The organism is Salmonella sp. SG203 (assembly GCF_013350575.1).
Taxonomy (GTDB): Bacteria; Pseudomonadota; Gammaproteobacteria; order Enterobacterales; family Enterobacteriaceae; genus Salmonella; species Salmonella enterica.
Window position 1 is genome coordinate 1 of the sequence record NZ_SNMT01000032.1, and the last position, 15761, is coordinate 15761.

The 15761-nt window shown below is 42.9% G+C and carries 12 protein-coding genes; 4 read left to right on the forward strand and 8 right to left on the reverse strand.

Annotated elements, in window-relative coordinates:
* Nucleotides 1-324 precede the first annotated feature (324 nt).
* Both ompC and HV477_RS29110 read right to left on the reverse strand, forming a co-directional pair.
* Nucleotides 325-1470, reverse strand: a complete 1146-nt coding sequence (gene ompC, locus HV477_RS25170; RefSeq protein ID WP_023222317.1) for a porin OmpC — start codon at nucleotides 1468-1470, stop codon at nucleotides 325-327.
* Between the two features lie 380 nt (nucleotides 1471-1850).
* Nucleotides 1851-2042: an ANR family transcriptional regulator gene (locus tag HV477_RS29110; protein ID WP_134949847.1), complete on the reverse strand. Its 192-nt coding sequence runs from the start codon at nucleotides 2040-2042 to the stop codon at nucleotides 1851-1853.
* Between the two features lie 785 nt (nucleotides 2043-2827).
* On the opposite strand from HV477_RS29110, the gene HV477_RS25180 reads away from it, so the two are divergent.
* From HV477_RS25180 to flhC, 3 genes are all read left to right on the forward strand, one after another.
* On the forward strand, nucleotides 2828-3571 hold the full coding sequence (locus tag HV477_RS25180; protein WP_023222319.1) for a CZB domain-containing protein: 744 nt from the start codon (nucleotides 2828-2830) through the stop codon (nucleotides 3569-3571).
* An 831-nt stretch (nucleotides 3572-4402) separates the two neighbouring features.
* Complete coding sequence (locus tag HV477_RS25185; protein WP_001750805.1) at nucleotides 4403-4714, forward strand: flagellar transcriptional regulator FlhD; 312 nt, start codon at nucleotides 4403-4405, stop codon at nucleotides 4712-4714.
* Nucleotides 4704-5219 carry a flagellar transcriptional regulator FlhC gene (gene flhC / locus HV477_RS25190; RefSeq protein ID WP_175065514.1) on the forward strand — a complete coding sequence of 172 codons (516 nt, stop codon included), beginning with the start codon at nucleotides 4704-4706 and terminating at the stop codon, nucleotides 5217-5219. The genes HV477_RS25185 and flhC overlap by 11 nt, the downstream gene beginning before the upstream one ends.
* 366 nt (nucleotides 5220-5585) lie before the next feature.
* On the opposite strand, the gene HV477_RS25195 is transcribed toward flhC, so the two are convergent.
* The 6 genes from HV477_RS25195 to HV477_RS25220 all read right to left on the reverse strand — a co-directional run bounded on the left by HV477_RS25195 (nucleotide 5586) and on the right by HV477_RS25220 (nucleotide 12496).
* Nucleotides 5586-6464 (reverse strand): metal ABC transporter substrate-binding protein, encoded by an 879-nt coding sequence (locus HV477_RS25195; protein ID WP_175065515.1) that lies wholly within the window; start codon nucleotides 6462-6464, stop codon nucleotides 5586-5588.
* Nucleotides 6465-6478: 14 nt separating this feature from the next.
* On the reverse strand, nucleotides 6479-7339 hold the full coding sequence (locus tag HV477_RS25200; protein WP_175065516.1) for a metal ABC transporter permease: 861 nt from the start codon (nucleotides 7337-7339) through the stop codon (nucleotides 6479-6481).
* Nucleotides 7336-8001: a metal ABC transporter ATP-binding protein gene (locus tag HV477_RS25205; protein WP_023222323.1), complete on the reverse strand. Its 666-nt coding sequence runs from the start codon at nucleotides 7999-8001 to the stop codon at nucleotides 7336-7338. The genes HV477_RS25200 and HV477_RS25205 overlap by 4 nt, the downstream gene beginning before the upstream one ends.
* Nucleotides 8002-8368: 367 nt before the next feature.
* Entirely contained in the window at nucleotides 8369-8650 is a 282-nt protein-coding gene (locus tag HV477_RS25210; RefSeq protein ID WP_079919812.1) for a hypothetical protein, read from the reverse strand.
* A gap of 588 nt (nucleotides 8651-9238) precedes the next feature.
* Nucleotides 9239-9757 carry a hypothetical protein gene (locus HV477_RS25215; protein WP_001750811.1) on the reverse strand — a complete coding sequence of 173 codons (519 nt, stop codon included), beginning with the start codon at nucleotides 9755-9757 and terminating at the stop codon, nucleotides 9239-9241.
* A 684-nt stretch (nucleotides 9758-10441) separates the two neighbouring features.
* On the reverse strand, nucleotides 10442-12496 hold the full coding sequence (locus tag HV477_RS25220) for an IreA family TonB-dependent siderophore receptor (RefSeq protein WP_175065517.1): 2055 nt from the start codon (nucleotides 12494-12496) through the stop codon (nucleotides 10442-10444).
* Between the two features lie 984 nt (nucleotides 12497-13480).
* On the opposite strand from HV477_RS25220, the gene HV477_RS25225 reads away from it, so the two are divergent.
* Nucleotides 13481-15658 (forward strand): TonB-dependent siderophore receptor, encoded by a 2178-nt coding sequence (locus HV477_RS25225; protein WP_175065518.1) that lies wholly within the window; start codon nucleotides 13481-13483, stop codon nucleotides 15656-15658.
* Nucleotides 15659-15761: the final 103 nt, after the last annotated feature.

The following is a 15761-nucleotide window of genomic DNA, read 5'->3' on the forward strand; positions in this document are numbered from 1 at the left end:
GTGTGGCATTTTTCTGTATATCTGACATTTTTATCACCCACTATTATTTAGTGGTGGATATTTTGTCCAGTATGTCAAAAGTTAGCCAGACGGTGCAGAGACGACGCTTACCGCAAAACTGATTGGCTTCGAAAGAAAAAAGGACTTTATAATATCTCTTTATAGCGATTTTCTTTCGATTTATACCCTATATATCATCTTACCCAAAGTAGTAAAAAAAGGGGCACTATTCAGTGCCCCTGAGCGTCCAAAAAATGAACCAAAAATAATAACAGATATTCAGATCGAGGGTAATGACCTGAATATCTTTCCGGGTATCAGTTTTCAGAACTCATACACCAGACCGGTTGCCACAATGTTTTCAGTGCTCAGACCTGCCGGGTTATCGTCTTTCAGCAGGTTGATTTTATAGTCAATATAGGCGGACATATTCTTGTTGAAGTTATAAGTGGCACCAACATCAACATATTTCACCAGGTCAATATCACCGTACTTACCCGTATCTTTTGCTTTGGACTGGAGGTAAGCAATTGAAGGCTGTAGTCCAAAATCTAACATATACTGTGCTACAATTTCGTAGTTTTCAGTTTTACTGAGGAAAGCGCCAGCATCCTTGTTTAACGCAAGGTCGGTACCAATCCGGCTGTCCTGATCAATATCAGCCCACTGCATATTTCGGGTCTGTGCATAAGTGGCGGCCAGATAAATATTATTGGCATCATATTTCAGGCCGCCAGTCCATACTTCTGCCCGCTTACCATCAGAACTGTATTCATTGCTGCGCTGATCTTTAGTCCGACGAGAATTGCTGTAAGCAGCCCCCACACCAAACCCGGCATCACCCTCCCAGGTTACGGACATACCATAACCATCTCCATTCTGGCTTTTTACTTCACGGTCCTTACCATTATTACTTTCGCCATCACCGCCATTTTTACCCTGGTACTGCAGACTGAAATTTAGCCCGTCAACCAGGCCAAAAAAATCAGTGTTATGGTACGTCAGAAGACCGTTTGCACGCCCGGTCATAAATCTGTCAGCTTCTTCATACGTATCATTACCAAATTCAGGCAACACATCTGTCCAGGCCCCGATATCATAAATAACCCCGTTATTACGACCATAATCAATAGAGCCAAAGTCAGCAAACTTCAGACCGGCAAATGCCAGGCGTGTGGCGTTTCCTTTGGTACCATTATCATCTTCATCATGATTGGCCTGAATGTTATATTCCCACTGACCGTACCCCGTCAGCTGGTCATTAATTTGGGTTTCGCCTTTAAAACCAAAGCGGACATAGGACTGATCGCCGTCATCGCCTTTATCTTTGGAAAAATAGTGCAGACCATCGACCTTACCGTAAAGATCGAGCTTATTGCCATCTTTATTGTAAACCTCTGCCGCATCAGCCATCCCTGCCATCATAACCGTTACTGCCACTGCAGATAATGCCACTGTTAACTTTTTCATTATATTTCCCTCATCAGAATGAACTGTCAGAAGATTTTGTTATCACTAACGCATTTTGTTATCACTAACGCTCCTGAAGCTATTTATTGCAGTGGGATGAGGTACAGGATACTTTTGTAAATTTATGTTTCAAAAAAATTTAAATATAAAAAAATCGCTGACTGCAACCCGAAACCTAAAATTCACTGGTCCCCAGCTACCTGAATCCTATTTTTCATCCGGGCACCGTATAGCAGACTCCAGAACTGACGAGCCAGCTTACAGCTGGCATAATCTCTTGCCTGAATTTCACCCGCAGTCATCGCACTTTTGTTTCTGGCCGGTCGTTTCTCTTTTCCTTCCACGTTATTATCCTCTCTGTTTATCCTGTTATTACTGAATCAACATACCTGTGAACCTCTCGTAAACATGCTGCTCAGACAAAAATCTGCCCGACGGCGACAATACTCAGCATTCGCATCACGTCTGGCTACAACAAACGCTTTTTTCCATAAATGTCCGGCTTGTTGAAACAATCTCTGACGTTCCAAATCAGCTGCCTGCCGTGTAATTTCAATAAAATTTATCTTCATGATTTATTATCTCCTGTCATATCCGTAGTCACATCACCTCCCCACTACAGGCAAAGGTAACCGGATGTCATCAATATCATTCAGGCAATATTAATACCTCAACAGAACTATTAACCTCTCTGATCATTCAGAAGTTAAAATATTCAAGAACAGGCGTATTTACAGACTATAAACAGGCTAATCCCTGCAGAAGGGAAAAATCAATTACCGTAGCACGTATCTGAACTAAAAAAATGACGTATAGCTTCGCCAGTTTTCTCAGCAACATTATGCAATCATGCGCGATAGCTGTGCGACGGGCATTCCGATTGCTACAGGTTCGTGAAACTGTTCACTTACCCACTCAACAACCTGTCAATAACATCACAATTATCCTTCTCCATCAGGAGACACTTTTTAAGTTCCGTCAGGCGCGGAATTCATAGAGGTGCGAACATTTTTGCCAATAGTGACGCGGGATAGATTGAAGTAAGCCCATCTAAATCAAATCAGTGTTACAAAAATAGTGGGAACCATAGATTTCATACTCTCCTTACAGAAGGTATCCAATACCCCCGGATAATCCAGACGCGTGCTGTCCTGTTTCGTTTTTATTGAATGCTTCGATCGAATATATCGATCGATACGAGAAATATTATACGTTTTAAAAAATGCATCTGGTGGTCATAAGGTAGCCCAGATGTTTTCACCCAATGACTTTATTGAAGTGAATTAATAGACTGAAAACTATTAAGTTTATAAGAGATAACAAATGACAGTTCTTATTGTTGACGTATGGAGTGGTTATGGCACCTGAGAGCACAGAAAAACTGCAGCATATTTATCGGCTCCAGCAAAGTAAACTGGTCAGTATCAGTAATCTGACCGAAAATCTCAGCAATGTCTGTGTAAATCTGGAAAGCTTCAGTGCTGAACAGAAAAGACTCGCTGGTGAGCTTGAAACTTGTACGAATAAAAGCAGGCTAACAATCAGGCGACTGGAGCGGAAAGCGGGTGTCGAAGAAATCCAGGATAATGAGGATGACGGATTGCTTACTCCAGGAAGAAAAAAATCACTTTTACATACCCTCAGGGAAATACAAGACACATCTTCATGGGTAGCAGAAAAGATGTATAGATTGTCATCCAGCCACAAATACTCAGCTGAGTTGCTTGACCTGTCTGTAATTATGGTCAAACACTTTCTCTGGCGTGAGCGTATATTTATGGCCATTATTCTGGGGGGGCATGACAATGAAAGCCTGAAAATGGTCAGTGCAAGAACCTGCGCGCTGGGTAAATGGTACGATGGCAGGGGTAAACAGATATACGCTCATTTACCCGCATATCTGTCGCTCGGTGAGATTCATACCCGTTACCATGATGTTATAAACGAACTCATTGATAAGGGTATTGAGAAGATGCCCTTCAGTGAGCTGTCCTCAGTATTAGCAAAACTTGAAATGCTCAGCCAGCGACTTGTGGGACTGATTGGCCAGATACAGCATCATGTGGTTTTACTGCAGGACACGCAAAACTCAAAGGACTGACTCTTTCAGATCGTAGCGCCCGGGTGGGGCGAGAGACGCTACTGCATTGATTTAGCAGTTTTCATGACCTGAGCCCCACTTAATATTCTGCGGTATGTTAACTTCCGCCAGAATTCGCCCGCAATAAATACTCCTCCACAGTTTCTTCTGTCTGAAGAACAAACTTAAAACTGGACCACCTTCGGTTTCAAAGCATTCAGCCCCGGATGCGCGCCATCAGGTTGCAAATATTTTATATGTAAAACAAAAAATAAAAAAAACATCAAATCGTCAGGATAAACAAAAACAATATCAATTACTAAAACCCACCCGGAATTGAAAATAATTTTTATTAAGATGCAAAATTCTCTTGCCCTGGAAAAGGGCCACGCATACTCTTATCATCCACAGAAAAAACAGGGCGAATAATATGCATTTACTGGTATTATCCTCGCCGTAACACCTGAAGAGGCACCGATTATGATAAAGCTCACAATTCCACTTTATTTTACGCCGGCTGTTTTCCCCCGTATACTTGCGCAATCCTCCCGGATAACAGAACCGAAATCATACGCAAAAATGTACAGTCTGTCGTCCCGCTCAAGTCTTCAGATGATATAAAGGGCAAGCCTTATACTCTTGAACTGGATATGAATAAAATGGTCTCCAGGGAAACGGACAAATTAAAAAACCTGATAACAGACCTGCACTGAAAGAATATATCACAGATAGAAAAATATAATTCAATTCAAAAACCTGTGGTTATTAATTCACAGGACAACCTTTTATACTTTCCGTGAACAGTGTCCACATTTTATTTTAACTTCACGTGGCAGGAAGAGGAGCCCCCTGATGAATACAGAAAAGAATCTGTATGAAATGAATTATACCTGGTTAAGCCTGGCACAAAAAATGCTGTTAAAAGACAAAAGCATTGCCATGTTCAGGCTGGGACTGAATGCCCGGGTTGCCGGCATCATTGGCGGAATGACCGAAAAAGAGCTGCAGAAGCTGTCCACACATCCGCATTTTATATTCACCCTGCGTATTCAGAACCCCGTCGCCCTGGAATGTCTGCTTGCAGATTCCCGGGTTGATCATCTGACCCCCATGCATGCAGCAATGCTGTGCCTCACAGAAACTGGAGGATACCATGGCATCTGAAAGTATCCTCCAGGAACTGGAGGACACCCAACTGGCCATTGAGCTGATATCTCTAGGTGCCCGGATGCAGTTACTGGAAAACAGCGTCAGGCTCAGCCGGGGCAAAATGACCCGGCTGTACCGAGAATTGCGGGGGGCTTCACCGCCTAAAGGTATGCTTCCCTTTTCAGCTGACTGGTTTATGAACTGGGAACATAATGTTCACTCATCCCTGTTCTGCAATATATTTGACAACATAAAAAAACAGTCCCCCGGTGAGTCATCAATAAAAATTCTTATCCTGGCCTATCGCGTTTATTTAAAATATGCCGGTAATACAGAAATACTGTCCCTTACCCGTGCGTGGATACTTAGGCGGTTTGTTGACTCAGGAATGCTGGATTATACCCCCTGCTGTAAATGTGGGGGGAAATTTATAACCCATGCAGGAGAGCCCATACATGGCTATCAGTGCGTAATGTGTCATCCTCCATCACGGGCAATCAAAAAAACCGCCATGGAATAACCGGCATGTTGCCACAAGCACGATGTACATTTATCCCTCAGATGCAGTGGCATTCCCCCGCCACTGCAAAAAGATTTTATGCTATCAGTTTATACGGGAGTAGAATTTTAAATACAGGGAGAAATTCTGAAAGAACAAAACACCAGAAAAACTATCATTAACAAATTCCAGTCAATTAATTTCTTTTTTCTAAAATATTAAAACTCACAGAAACTCCCTGCATTCGTTTATTTTCAATGGATATACCCTTAGGGCTTTAAAAAAACAGCGCCGATTCGCGCTTATCAGGAAAGTCCGTCTTTCGGACCATCCTGATTATTGGTTTCTGAACTTTCAATGGCCAGTCATCGTTCCAGGTTATGGCCTTTATTTCAGACTGTCAGCAATGAGATCAACGTTGTGACGCATCATTTTCACGTAAGTGTCCGCCACCCCACCTGGTTCAGAAAGCGCTTCTGGGTATAATACTCCGCCAGGATGCGCACCAGTGGCAGCTGCTATCTGTTTTACCAGACGCGGATCAAGCTGATTCTCCATAAACCAGGTCTGAATATTCTCGGCCTTCATCTGCTTAATCAGGGCGGCAACATCTGCCGCGCTGGCTTCACTTTCTGAAGATAATCCCTGCGGAGCCAGGAAGGTAACGCCATAAGCCTTGCCAAAATATCCGAACGCATCGTGGCTGGTCAGAACCTTACGTTTTACCGTCGGGATGTTACTGAAACGTTCTTTAGCCCAACTATCAAGCTGTCTGAGTTGTTCAATATATGTTGTACCGCGAGTAGTAATCGCGGCTTCATCCTGTGGATCGGCCTTAATCAAACCCCGCATGATATTTTCGGCGTACTGCACTCCATTAGCTGCGCTGTTCCAGGCATGAGGATCCGTGACCATTTCTCCATCCTCTTCCATTGAGTGTGTCTGAATGCCTTCAGAGGCAACAACCAGCTTACCTTTAAAACCTGAGGCCTTGACCAGGCGATCCAGCCAACCCTCCAGGCCCAGGCCGTTAACTACCACCACATCAGCCTGTTTTAACATCGCGCTGTCTTTTGGCGATGGCTCGAAGGTATGCGGATCTCCGTCCGGCCCAACCAGGGAAGTGACATGTACATTCTCACCTCCCACCTGCTGAACCATATCCCCAAGAACCGAAAAACTCGTCACGACATTCAGCGTTCTGGCCACCGCTTCCTGAGCCATAATGCCCAGAACCAGAGCCAGCACAATCCCCGTACGTTTCATATTTCACTTTCTCCTTAAAAAAGCGCACGCAGACTTGCACCCAGCCTGCTGCGAGTACCAAAGAACACAGAAATAAAAAAGAATACGCTGGCGGTCAGCACTATCGAGGGGCCGGCAGGTAAGCCTTCTGACCACGACAGACTGAGTCCCAGCCAGGCGCACAGTACACCAAGTAAAGATGAAAGCATCAGCATCATCGGCAATGTGTGAGTCCAGCAACGGGCGGCAACAGCTGGCAACATCATCACACCCACAGCCATCAACGTACCCAGGACCTGAAACCCCGCTACCAGATTCAGCACCAGTAACGCCAGAAACAGACCATGAATGAGAGCCGGTACCCAACGGGCATTCACTTCCAGCCAGGCACTGTCGAAAGCTTCACTGACCAGGGCGCGGTAAAAAACCGCCATACAGATGAGCGTGATACTGGCAACACATGCGACAAAAATCGCAGCATCACGATCGACCGCAAGAATGGAACCAAACAGCAGATGCAGAAGATCAACACTGCAGCCTCGCAGTGATACCAGTGTCACACCCAGCGCCAGTGAGCTCAGATAGAAACCGGCAAAACTGGCATCCTCTTTTAACGGAGTCCGGCGACTGGCCCACCCTGCGATCAGGGCTACAGCGATACCAGCTACGAATCCACCCAACGTCATCGCCATTAACGACATACCGTTCACAAGATAGCCCACGGCAACGCCAGGCAAAATCGCATGCGATAGTGCATCCCCCATCAGACTCATGCGTCGCAACAGCAGGAATACCCCCAGTAATGTAGTGCTGACTGAAAGCGCAATGCATACTACCAGTGCGCGACGCATGAAGCCGAATTCAATAAACGGCTGGAAAAAGAGATGCCATATCATGCTACAGTCACTCCGGAAACCATTGCCGTCTCCCCCCAGTGGTATACCGATGGCCCCAGCCAGAGGGTTTCGGGAAAATAGCGGGTGACACGCTGATTATCGTGTAATACCGCCAGCACCGTCTGTCCCTGCTGATGCATTTCCAGAATTAAAGCCATCAGGTCGTTAGAAGTCGCTTCATCTACACCTGTGAAGGGTTCATCCAGCATCACCAGTGGTGCCTGCTGGACCATAATGCGTGCGAAAAGCATCCGCTGGAACTGACCACCTGACAGCGTCTCAATCGGAGTTTTTGCCATTGTCTCCAGTCCCAGACGCGCCAGCACATCCGCAATACGTTTACGCATATCTGCATCCAGCCCCCGCAGAAGTGAAACAGATGGCCACGCGCCCTGACTGACCACATCCTGAACAGTCAGCGGAAACTGTGATTCCAGAGCGTGCCGCTGAGCCAGCCAGCCCACTGTCGGACGTGTTGTTGTCCAGGTCAGGGTACCGCTGACCGGGGGAATAAATCCTGCAAGGGTTTTCAGCAGGGTGGATTTACCACAGCCATTCATCCCGACAACAGCTGTCAGGCTTCCCGTTTCAATAACACCGCTTAAAGAAGGGGTGATTGCCTGCTGCTCATAACCGGCGATAAGGTGATTGAGTTCAATCATGGCAGTGTCACCGCCCATATTGTGGCGAACCACAGCACAGCCAGAAGAAGAAGTGCAAAGGAAAGCCTCAGCACACAGGAAGAAGAAAAGAGACTGGATGACATGATGATAACCCCTTTATGTTATATCATAACATAAAGGGGTTGCGATGATTTGTAAACCGTAAGATAAGAAATAAACATGCGGCCGCAGCATCCGGTCATATTCCCCCCTGGTAAGACTACGCAAAAATCCCCGTTTTTCCGGGACAACGCGCAACGCTATTTTATTCCTGCCATTTCTGTCAGAGAACCGGAATATCTGATGGTGATTAAGCAACCGTAACAACTTCTGGTCACATACAAAAGGAAACCTGGAACTAAAATGATTAAGAGCTTATGAATGGCTGATAGCTGTCAGGAAGTTCATGAACCTCCAGACACTCAAATATTACCTTATTTCCACTATTGTCAACGTCCTGCCGAGCTTCCAGGGAACACTTTATCCCGTCAGTTCTGCGCAAAATTGAACGCACAATTTTCCAGGTAGAAGGTACATCAATGCCGAAATGTTCTGCAATATCAGGGAGCGTAATCGCTCTTTTCTCCTCCCACACCCAACGGGCTATTTTTCTTTCCAGGACTACGCGCTTTGCCCAGGGTAATGCCATTATTAATCCCTCATTTTAGACTCTGGTTGCGGATGCTGCACATCTCGCTACTTTTGCAGGCCTTCGCCGTGCTCAGGGTTCCTGACCTCCCGGGATTACTACACACATAAAATGAGCGTGGGAAAACGACAAAACCAGGCACTTATTGCCCAGAAAAGCCAGCGTTGTGACATTCTTTTCGCTGTAATGTATGACTGTATTTTTTATCGTTACAAACATACCCGACAACTTAATAGCATCTCCCTTATACAGGCAGGTGTAACATTGGCTGAAAATACTTAGTTATCCATGAACGCAATGGCGGACTCCATCAACATCATCTCCTGTGCTATAGGCAAGATCGCTGTGAGCTCTGAAGAACAGACCCAGGTATTCAGAAGGCCAGAGTAGCCGTTAGTGAAGCAGAACGGATAACTCAGCAGAATAACGAGATAGCCGGGCAGCTCACCAGTCGGGTGAAGACTCTGCAGCAGTTGGCTGGGTAGTTAAATCATGAAGTCAATTTGTTCAGGTTGCAGGATAAAGCCCCCAGGCACACTGAACCTTCCTAACCACTCAGGAATAACGGCATGTCAGGCCCTCAACCGCTTACACCAGCCTTCCCCGGGTTTTCCGGGCGGTTATCTGCTCAGAGAAATACAGGTTTCTGGCTACGAATCGAGTTCCATCCTGAAGCCAGATATCATACGCATCCTTATCTCCGTAGAGGGTTTCTGGAGGAGTACGAGCGGTATCAATCAGCGCTTTCTCCACCCTGACTTTTCTGCCGTTTGTCGTTTCAAACTCAATATACTCCACACGCTCATAACAGGATGAGGCCGTACTCCTTCCTGAATAAAGAATATAACTGACAATCCCCGGCGAAAGTCCCGTCTGTATAGCGATATTTCTGACCGTAATGTTTTCCGGTGACGCATACAGCCTATGTACCTCCTCTACATGTTCATGTGTAAACCCCCTAACACGCAGACTCAGTTTCAGTCTTGCAGCCATGTTACGGATGACTGTGACATTAGTCCCCAGTCCTTCCGCAATTTCCCGGGTTCTCAGTTTTCCGGCGTTTTCACGCAGATAATTAATCCGGTCTTTATTCCAGGAAAAAGCCATTTACGTCTCCTACGCATAAATATAAATAAAATAAATTCCCTTATGCTTAACACTTTCAGTTCATGAAGTTCAACAATTTGGAGATAACATAAATAAATAATCACATAGTGATATGTGAATAATCACACCGTTTGACAGGTTAAAATTCAAACAAAATGTTAATAAAATAGTCCTCCATCACGACTTAAGCCCCTGAACCGGAAACTTTCATTTGCACTCCTGCTTATTGAGCCCTTAATAATAAAAGTGATAATCTTTAACACTTATTACTATAAAGAGAATCATGTAGATTTTATTTATCTTTATTTAGGATATAAATATACCTGAACCGCTCAATACTGGAGCAGTGTTGAAGTTACCTTAATCCAGTGCCTGGCCCGTTCGGGATAAAACAGTCCAATCGTATAAAAAACTGTGGGAAACTTAACTGCCTAAAGGTATCGTTATCTAACGAACTGGTGAAACAGCTGATCTCATACGTATTAAAGATATCGTTAACGGAATTAATGACATACAACGTGCATACTTCATTTAGCATTTTCACTAGTGGAAAATATGCCTTAAGGGGGGATTACCCCCATAAGGCAACCTGATGTCTCGTTACACTATATTTCTGTTTATAGACAGCTTAACAGCGTATGATAATAAGAAATTAGTACACGATTTACATTCTATTCATTCAGATTAAAAACTCAGCCTCACATTTGCCCAATAGCGACGGCCTTCATCAACCTGCCAGTTGCCATCTACTTTGTTTATTTCTTCACTTTTCTTGTCAGTAACATTTATTACGGATAGATTAAGTAAAGCATTAGGCATTATCTGGTAGTTCATACCAACATCCATAGTTGTAAGCCCCTTACGTATACGCGGTTGATTGGCACCATTACGCTGAGCTGCCCAAACTTGCTTACCTGTATAGTTGGCACTGGTATACAGCGTTACATCTTGGTTTAATTCCCATTCAAGTTTTGCATTTGCAGCATGTTTTGGTGTTCTTTCTAAAGGATAACCTTTGAGGGATTTACCATTCTTTAGTTTTTCATCATCACTCATACGACGAGAGTCTGTAAAAGTATAGTTTGTGGTAAGTTTCCAGGACTCGGCAATTGGAGCCGTTGCAGCAAGTTCCACACCCCTGATATTTGCTTTCCCTACGTTATCATATACGAAAGTATTCAATCCTGTCGCAGGATCTTTAACATTTATATCATAATTAGTAAGTTTATTTTTAAAATCAGTGTTAAATATAGTGGCACTTGCTGTATAACCATTATCACCATCATAGATAATAGCAAGTTCCTCAGTGACACTGGTTTCAGGTTTAAGATCCCGATTTCCATACATAATGGACGCACCACCCTGTGTCAATGTTCCAAAGTTGGGACTGATTTCCCGGAGTGATGGAGCTCTGAACGCTTTGGCTATTCCTCCTTTTACAGTAACAGTGTCCGTTAAGTGGTAGACTGCATAAGCTCTTGGATTCCAGTGAGTACCATAAAACTCATGATTATCAAGTCGCAGACCTCCGGTGAGAGACAAAGCATCTGTTACTGAATACTCATTTTCAGCAAAAAGTGCTTTTTGTTGAGCCGTGATAGATTCATTTTTAATCGTTTTTTTACCCGTAGCAGAATCATCCCTGAGTTTGGAATACTGGAACTGTCCCCCTAAGGTAAGAACATTATCGGGTAAAAATGCTGTTACTTTTGCATCCACAACAGTATTGGTAATTTCAGGTCTGCGGGCATCATAAGCCATATTCCAGTGATTATTCTTATCCTGTTTCCCCTGTTTTATTTTTCTGATGATATCTTCCTGATAGATACTGACTTCGGGATTAAGGATATCACCATGTGCTTTCCAGGACAGAACCCAATGATTCCGCTCATTGTGTGTTTCTCGTTTTCGGTTTTGTTGCTTCAGGCTACCGCGCATCTGATAAGCATCGATTGATTCTCCGGGTGTAGATGTTTGTACCTGATTATTACGCCCGGCTTCAAAAATAAACTGCTGATTTTCTGTAGGAGTAAATGATAAAGTTGCGGTAATATTTTTATTATCGCGCTTTGGTTTACCTTCTGAAACAGCATCTTCTTTACGATAGTTAAGTCCACCATAAAGTTGCAGCCCAAGAATATCTTTTATAACTGGCCCTGACAGATAAAAATCATCTGTTGTCGAATTGCCAAAAATTTTGTGCTCCTGAATTATTCCTCCTGCACCCAATGCACCATGCCATTCTTTACTGAAAGGTTTAGTTATAATATTAATAACGCCCCCCATAGCATCAGAACCATAAAGTGATGACATTGGGCCACGTATAACTTCTATGCGTTCAATGGCTTCCACTGGAGGAATAAAGCCTGCTTCAAAACCACCGTTTCCATTCGGTCGTGATTCACGCCCACTCTGGCGACGTCCATCGACCAGAATGAGAGTATAGTCTCCACCTAAACCACGAATACTGATATCCGGTTTTTCATTTCCACCAACAATACTGACGCCTTCTACGCCTTTAACAGCATCAATAAGGTCAGATACAGGTTTTTTCTTTAACTGATCTGCTGTTATGACAGTAACACTCGCTGGTGCGTTGATTTGCTGCTGTTCGAATCCTGATGCTGTTACGACAACTGTATCTTCAGCCTGCGTGGCTGCCTCGGCAGAGGTAGTCGCGGCAATCAGAGTCAGGGTGAACAATGAGAAGTGGAGTTTTTGTATGTGCATATTATTCATATTGATATTGTTTAGTTAATGGTAACTATTATCATTATCATATGCAGTTACAAAAAAACTACGAATTTTATTTTTATATAATAATCAATACCTTATTTATTTTTCTTTATAAAGATATTACCTGGTAAGGATAAAACGGTTGCTCACAAACGACTGAGTACGTGGTCGTGAAATAAGTTGCAGACCTGATCAATCTTTCTCAAAAAAAGACCTTTATAAACAATAAATTAATATAATTATCTGTATAAATTCACATGCTACGCTGAATTTATGGACTGCAACCGGCAGATATCCCTGAGTTGATTCACCGGAGAGGGAGGAAAAAGTACCCTTTCAGAATTTAGGCGGTTTATTTTCGGCGAAATCTGGTGTGATACCCCTGGCTGCATAACCATCAAAGTGGTAAAAATAATCCGGCGCGATCGGAGCGGTTTTCCGGGTGGTTTGTTGCCGGTATTGCCTGACAGCCGTCCCGGTCGCGCTGAGACGGCAGCCGATTGTTAAAGCCAGTTTAAAATCGCTGTTAAATGACTGTACTCGAGGTACAGCGTAAGAAATGGAAGACCACGATTTTGACCAGCGTGGCTTTATGCTATTTACTCAACCGCCACTGCCTCAATTACTTCCACCGTCATTTGTCCCCGATGAAGAGTAAGAAAGTTAGTTATCAAACCGTAGCTTCGTAACGATTATCCGGCAGCACGCACTTACTTTCCACTTATCACTTGTAGCTTAAAAATGACAAGTTAAATAAGTGTTTTTTACTGAATTAAATTTTGCTCATTTTTAACGTAAACCAGACACTGAAGAATTAATTCACTCCGCATAACCAAAGCGTAACCTTATGATTTTATTCAAAAGAAACCTTCTCTGACGATATAAACTACAGTCCCTTCATCAAGTATGAATAGTAGTTGACATATTGAGCCTGCAATAAGTATCAATAATGAGAATTATTTTCATTATCTAGAGATATCTAACATTATGATGCGTTTCTCACCTATTTATCTGATACTTTTCACTGCGACTTCTGGATATTCATTGTCTGTCCATGCTGAAGAAACAATGCTGGTTACAGGCTCAAGCGAATATATGAATAATTCTATGGACAATGTTGCAAAGTTTGCTGATCCAATAAAAGACACCCCTCGCTCAATTGTGGTTATTCCACAGAAACTAATACAGGATACAAATTCGGCTTCACTCATTGATGCTTTAAAATATGTTCCCGGAATATCTTTTAAGAGTGGAGACGCACTTGCACGTCCTGGTGGTGATCATCCAACGTTAAGAGGATTTGATGCAACGGATGCTGTAACTCTCGATGGAGTTCGTAATACAGCTTCACAATCCAGAGAATCATTTGATATAGAAAATGTGGAGGTTATAAAAGGTCCATCGGCAGTTTATAATGGTCGAGGCAATGCAGGTGGAAGTATAAATATAGTAACCAAAAAACCATTCATCGGAAATTCATTTACAAAAACCTCTCTTGGGCTGGGTTCAGATAATTACAGAAGAGCAACAATCGATACCAATCAGGAATTAAGCGATAATATATCGGCTCGCGTAAACTTAATGTGGCATGAGAATGACAAACCAAAAAGAAATCTGGTAGATTATTCCCGCTGGGGAGTTGCACCTTCTTTGTTGATTTCATTTAACGATGCTACTTCATTATTGTTAAGTTACTACCATTTGTATTCTAATGATATGCCGGATTATTCCACTCCATTCAATAAGAAAACAGGTGAGTTACTTGAAACTCCTCGTGGACTTTTTTATGGGCAAAAGAATCGTGATTATATTAGTAATCGTGTAGATACACCTGAAATAGTATTTAATCATGATTTTGCTAATGGTGCCTCTATCAAAAATACAACGTTGTATTCCAAAACGACGCAACAATTTATTGCAACCAGCCCGACTTTTTCCAAGACAAAGGGGGAATCTGACCTGCTATTCCTTCAGGGTAAAAGCGGTGATTTTCGGACTAAGACATTCAGCAACCTGACAGATTTGAGTAATCAATTTACATTAGGCTCCATGCTCCATAAAATTTCTACCGGTGTTGAATATACTCATGAAGAAAACAAAAGACGCAGTATTTTATTGACAGTGGATGATCCTGTAACGGGGAAATCATGGAACATTCGTTCACAAAATAAAAGCTTTACTTGTGCTGGTCAAGGACTCCCGACGTTTACCTGTACTCCAATAGGTATATGGAATCCCCATAGCCCCTGGGTTGGACATAAATCATGGGAGCAGGAAAAAGCGTATCCAGCAACCCATACGACTAACAATACTGTTTCCGGATATCTGTTCGATAGTGTCGACGTAACTGATAATATTATATTATCAGCCGGTGGCCGATATGACCACTATAATACACATATAGATATCCTTGGTAACCCAAAGTCTGATATTAATACGAAAAACGGACTATTTAACTATCAACTAGGTATTGTCTGGCTCCCATTAGAACCGATAAGTCTTTATAGCTCATGGAGTACATCAAGTAACCCTGCTAACTCGGATGCGATTCAGGGGGGCATCAGCGACAAAAATAAAGAAAATTTCAAACCTGAGAAATTCACCAGTTTTGAAGTAGGTGTTAAATGGACACCTTTACAGGAACGTTTAATGCTTGGTGTATCCTGGTTTGATACAAAGCAAAAAAATGGCCATTTCGCAGTTGATCCGAATGAATCAAGACCTATCGGTGAACAGGAAGTTAAAGGTGTAGAATTTAATATCGAAGGTAATATTACTGATAACTGGTCCGTTTTTGGTGGCTATTCACTACTTGATACAAAAATTACCCAAAGCTCAAAGCCATCGGAAATTGGAAATAAAATGCCACTCGCTCCTGAACAGTCCGCTTCTTTATGGACAAATTACAACCTTACGAACCAGTTATCTTTGGGGGCAGGTGCGGCCTACACCGGCAAAACTTATACCAATACATCTAATAGTGCTTCTGTACCAGGCTATACAACGGTAAATGCGATGGCAAAATATCATATTAATAAACAAACCAAGCTACAGGTAAACATTAATAATATTTTTGACAAGAAATATTATGACACTCTTTACCCAAGCTTTGCTAATTTCGGTCCAGGACGTCAAATTATTGCTAATGTTGAATATGAGTTTTAATTAACTCTCAATGATTCTTCTCTCTGGACTCCGGGTAGATAAAACTGACCGGAGTCCAGATATGCCAAAATGCAATTTTATAAATACCTATTCCCCTTATATT

Excerpts from the sequence above, each read along its gene's own strand:
- ompC (WP_023222317.1), bottom strand. The coding sequence starts at position 1,470 with ATGAAAAAGTTAACAGTGGCATTATCTGCAGTGGCAGTAACGGTTATG.
- HV477_RS29110 (WP_134949847.1), bottom strand. The coding sequence starts at position 2,042 with ATGAAGATAAATTTTATTGAAATTACACGGCAGGCAGCTGATTTGGAA.
- HV477_RS25180 (WP_023222319.1), top strand. The coding sequence starts at position 2,828 with ATGGCACCTGAGAGCACAGAAAAACTGCAGCATATTTATCGGCTCCAG.
- HV477_RS25185 (WP_001750805.1), top strand. The coding sequence starts at position 4,403 with ATGAATACAGAAAAGAATCTGTATGAAATGAATTATACCTGGTTAAGC.
- flhC (WP_175065514.1), top strand. The coding sequence starts at position 4,704 with ATGGCATCTGAAAGTATCCTCCAGGAACTGGAGGACACCCAACTGGCC.
- HV477_RS25195 (WP_175065515.1), bottom strand. The coding sequence starts at position 6,464 with ATGAAACGTACGGGGATTGTGCTGGCTCTGGTTCTGGGCATTATGGCT.
- HV477_RS25200 (WP_175065516.1), bottom strand. The coding sequence starts at position 7,339 with ATGATATGGCATCTCTTTTTCCAGCCGTTTATTGAATTCGGCTTCATG.
- HV477_RS25205 (WP_023222323.1), bottom strand. The coding sequence starts at position 8,001 with ATGATTGAACTCAATCACCTTATCGCCGGTTATGAGCAGCAGGCAATC.
- HV477_RS25210 (WP_079919812.1), bottom strand. The coding sequence starts at position 8,650 with ATGGCATTACCCTGGGCAAAGCGCGTAGTCCTGGAAAGAAAAATAGCC.
- HV477_RS25215 (WP_001750811.1), bottom strand. The coding sequence starts at position 9,757 with ATGGCTTTTTCCTGGAATAAAGACCGGATTAATTATCTGCGTGAAAAC.
- HV477_RS25220 (WP_175065517.1), bottom strand. The coding sequence starts at position 12,496 with ATGAATAATATGCACATACAAAAACTCCACTTCTCATTGTTCACCCTG.
- HV477_RS25225 (WP_175065518.1), top strand. The coding sequence starts at position 13,481 with ATGATGCGTTTCTCACCTATTTATCTGATACTTTTCACTGCGACTTCT.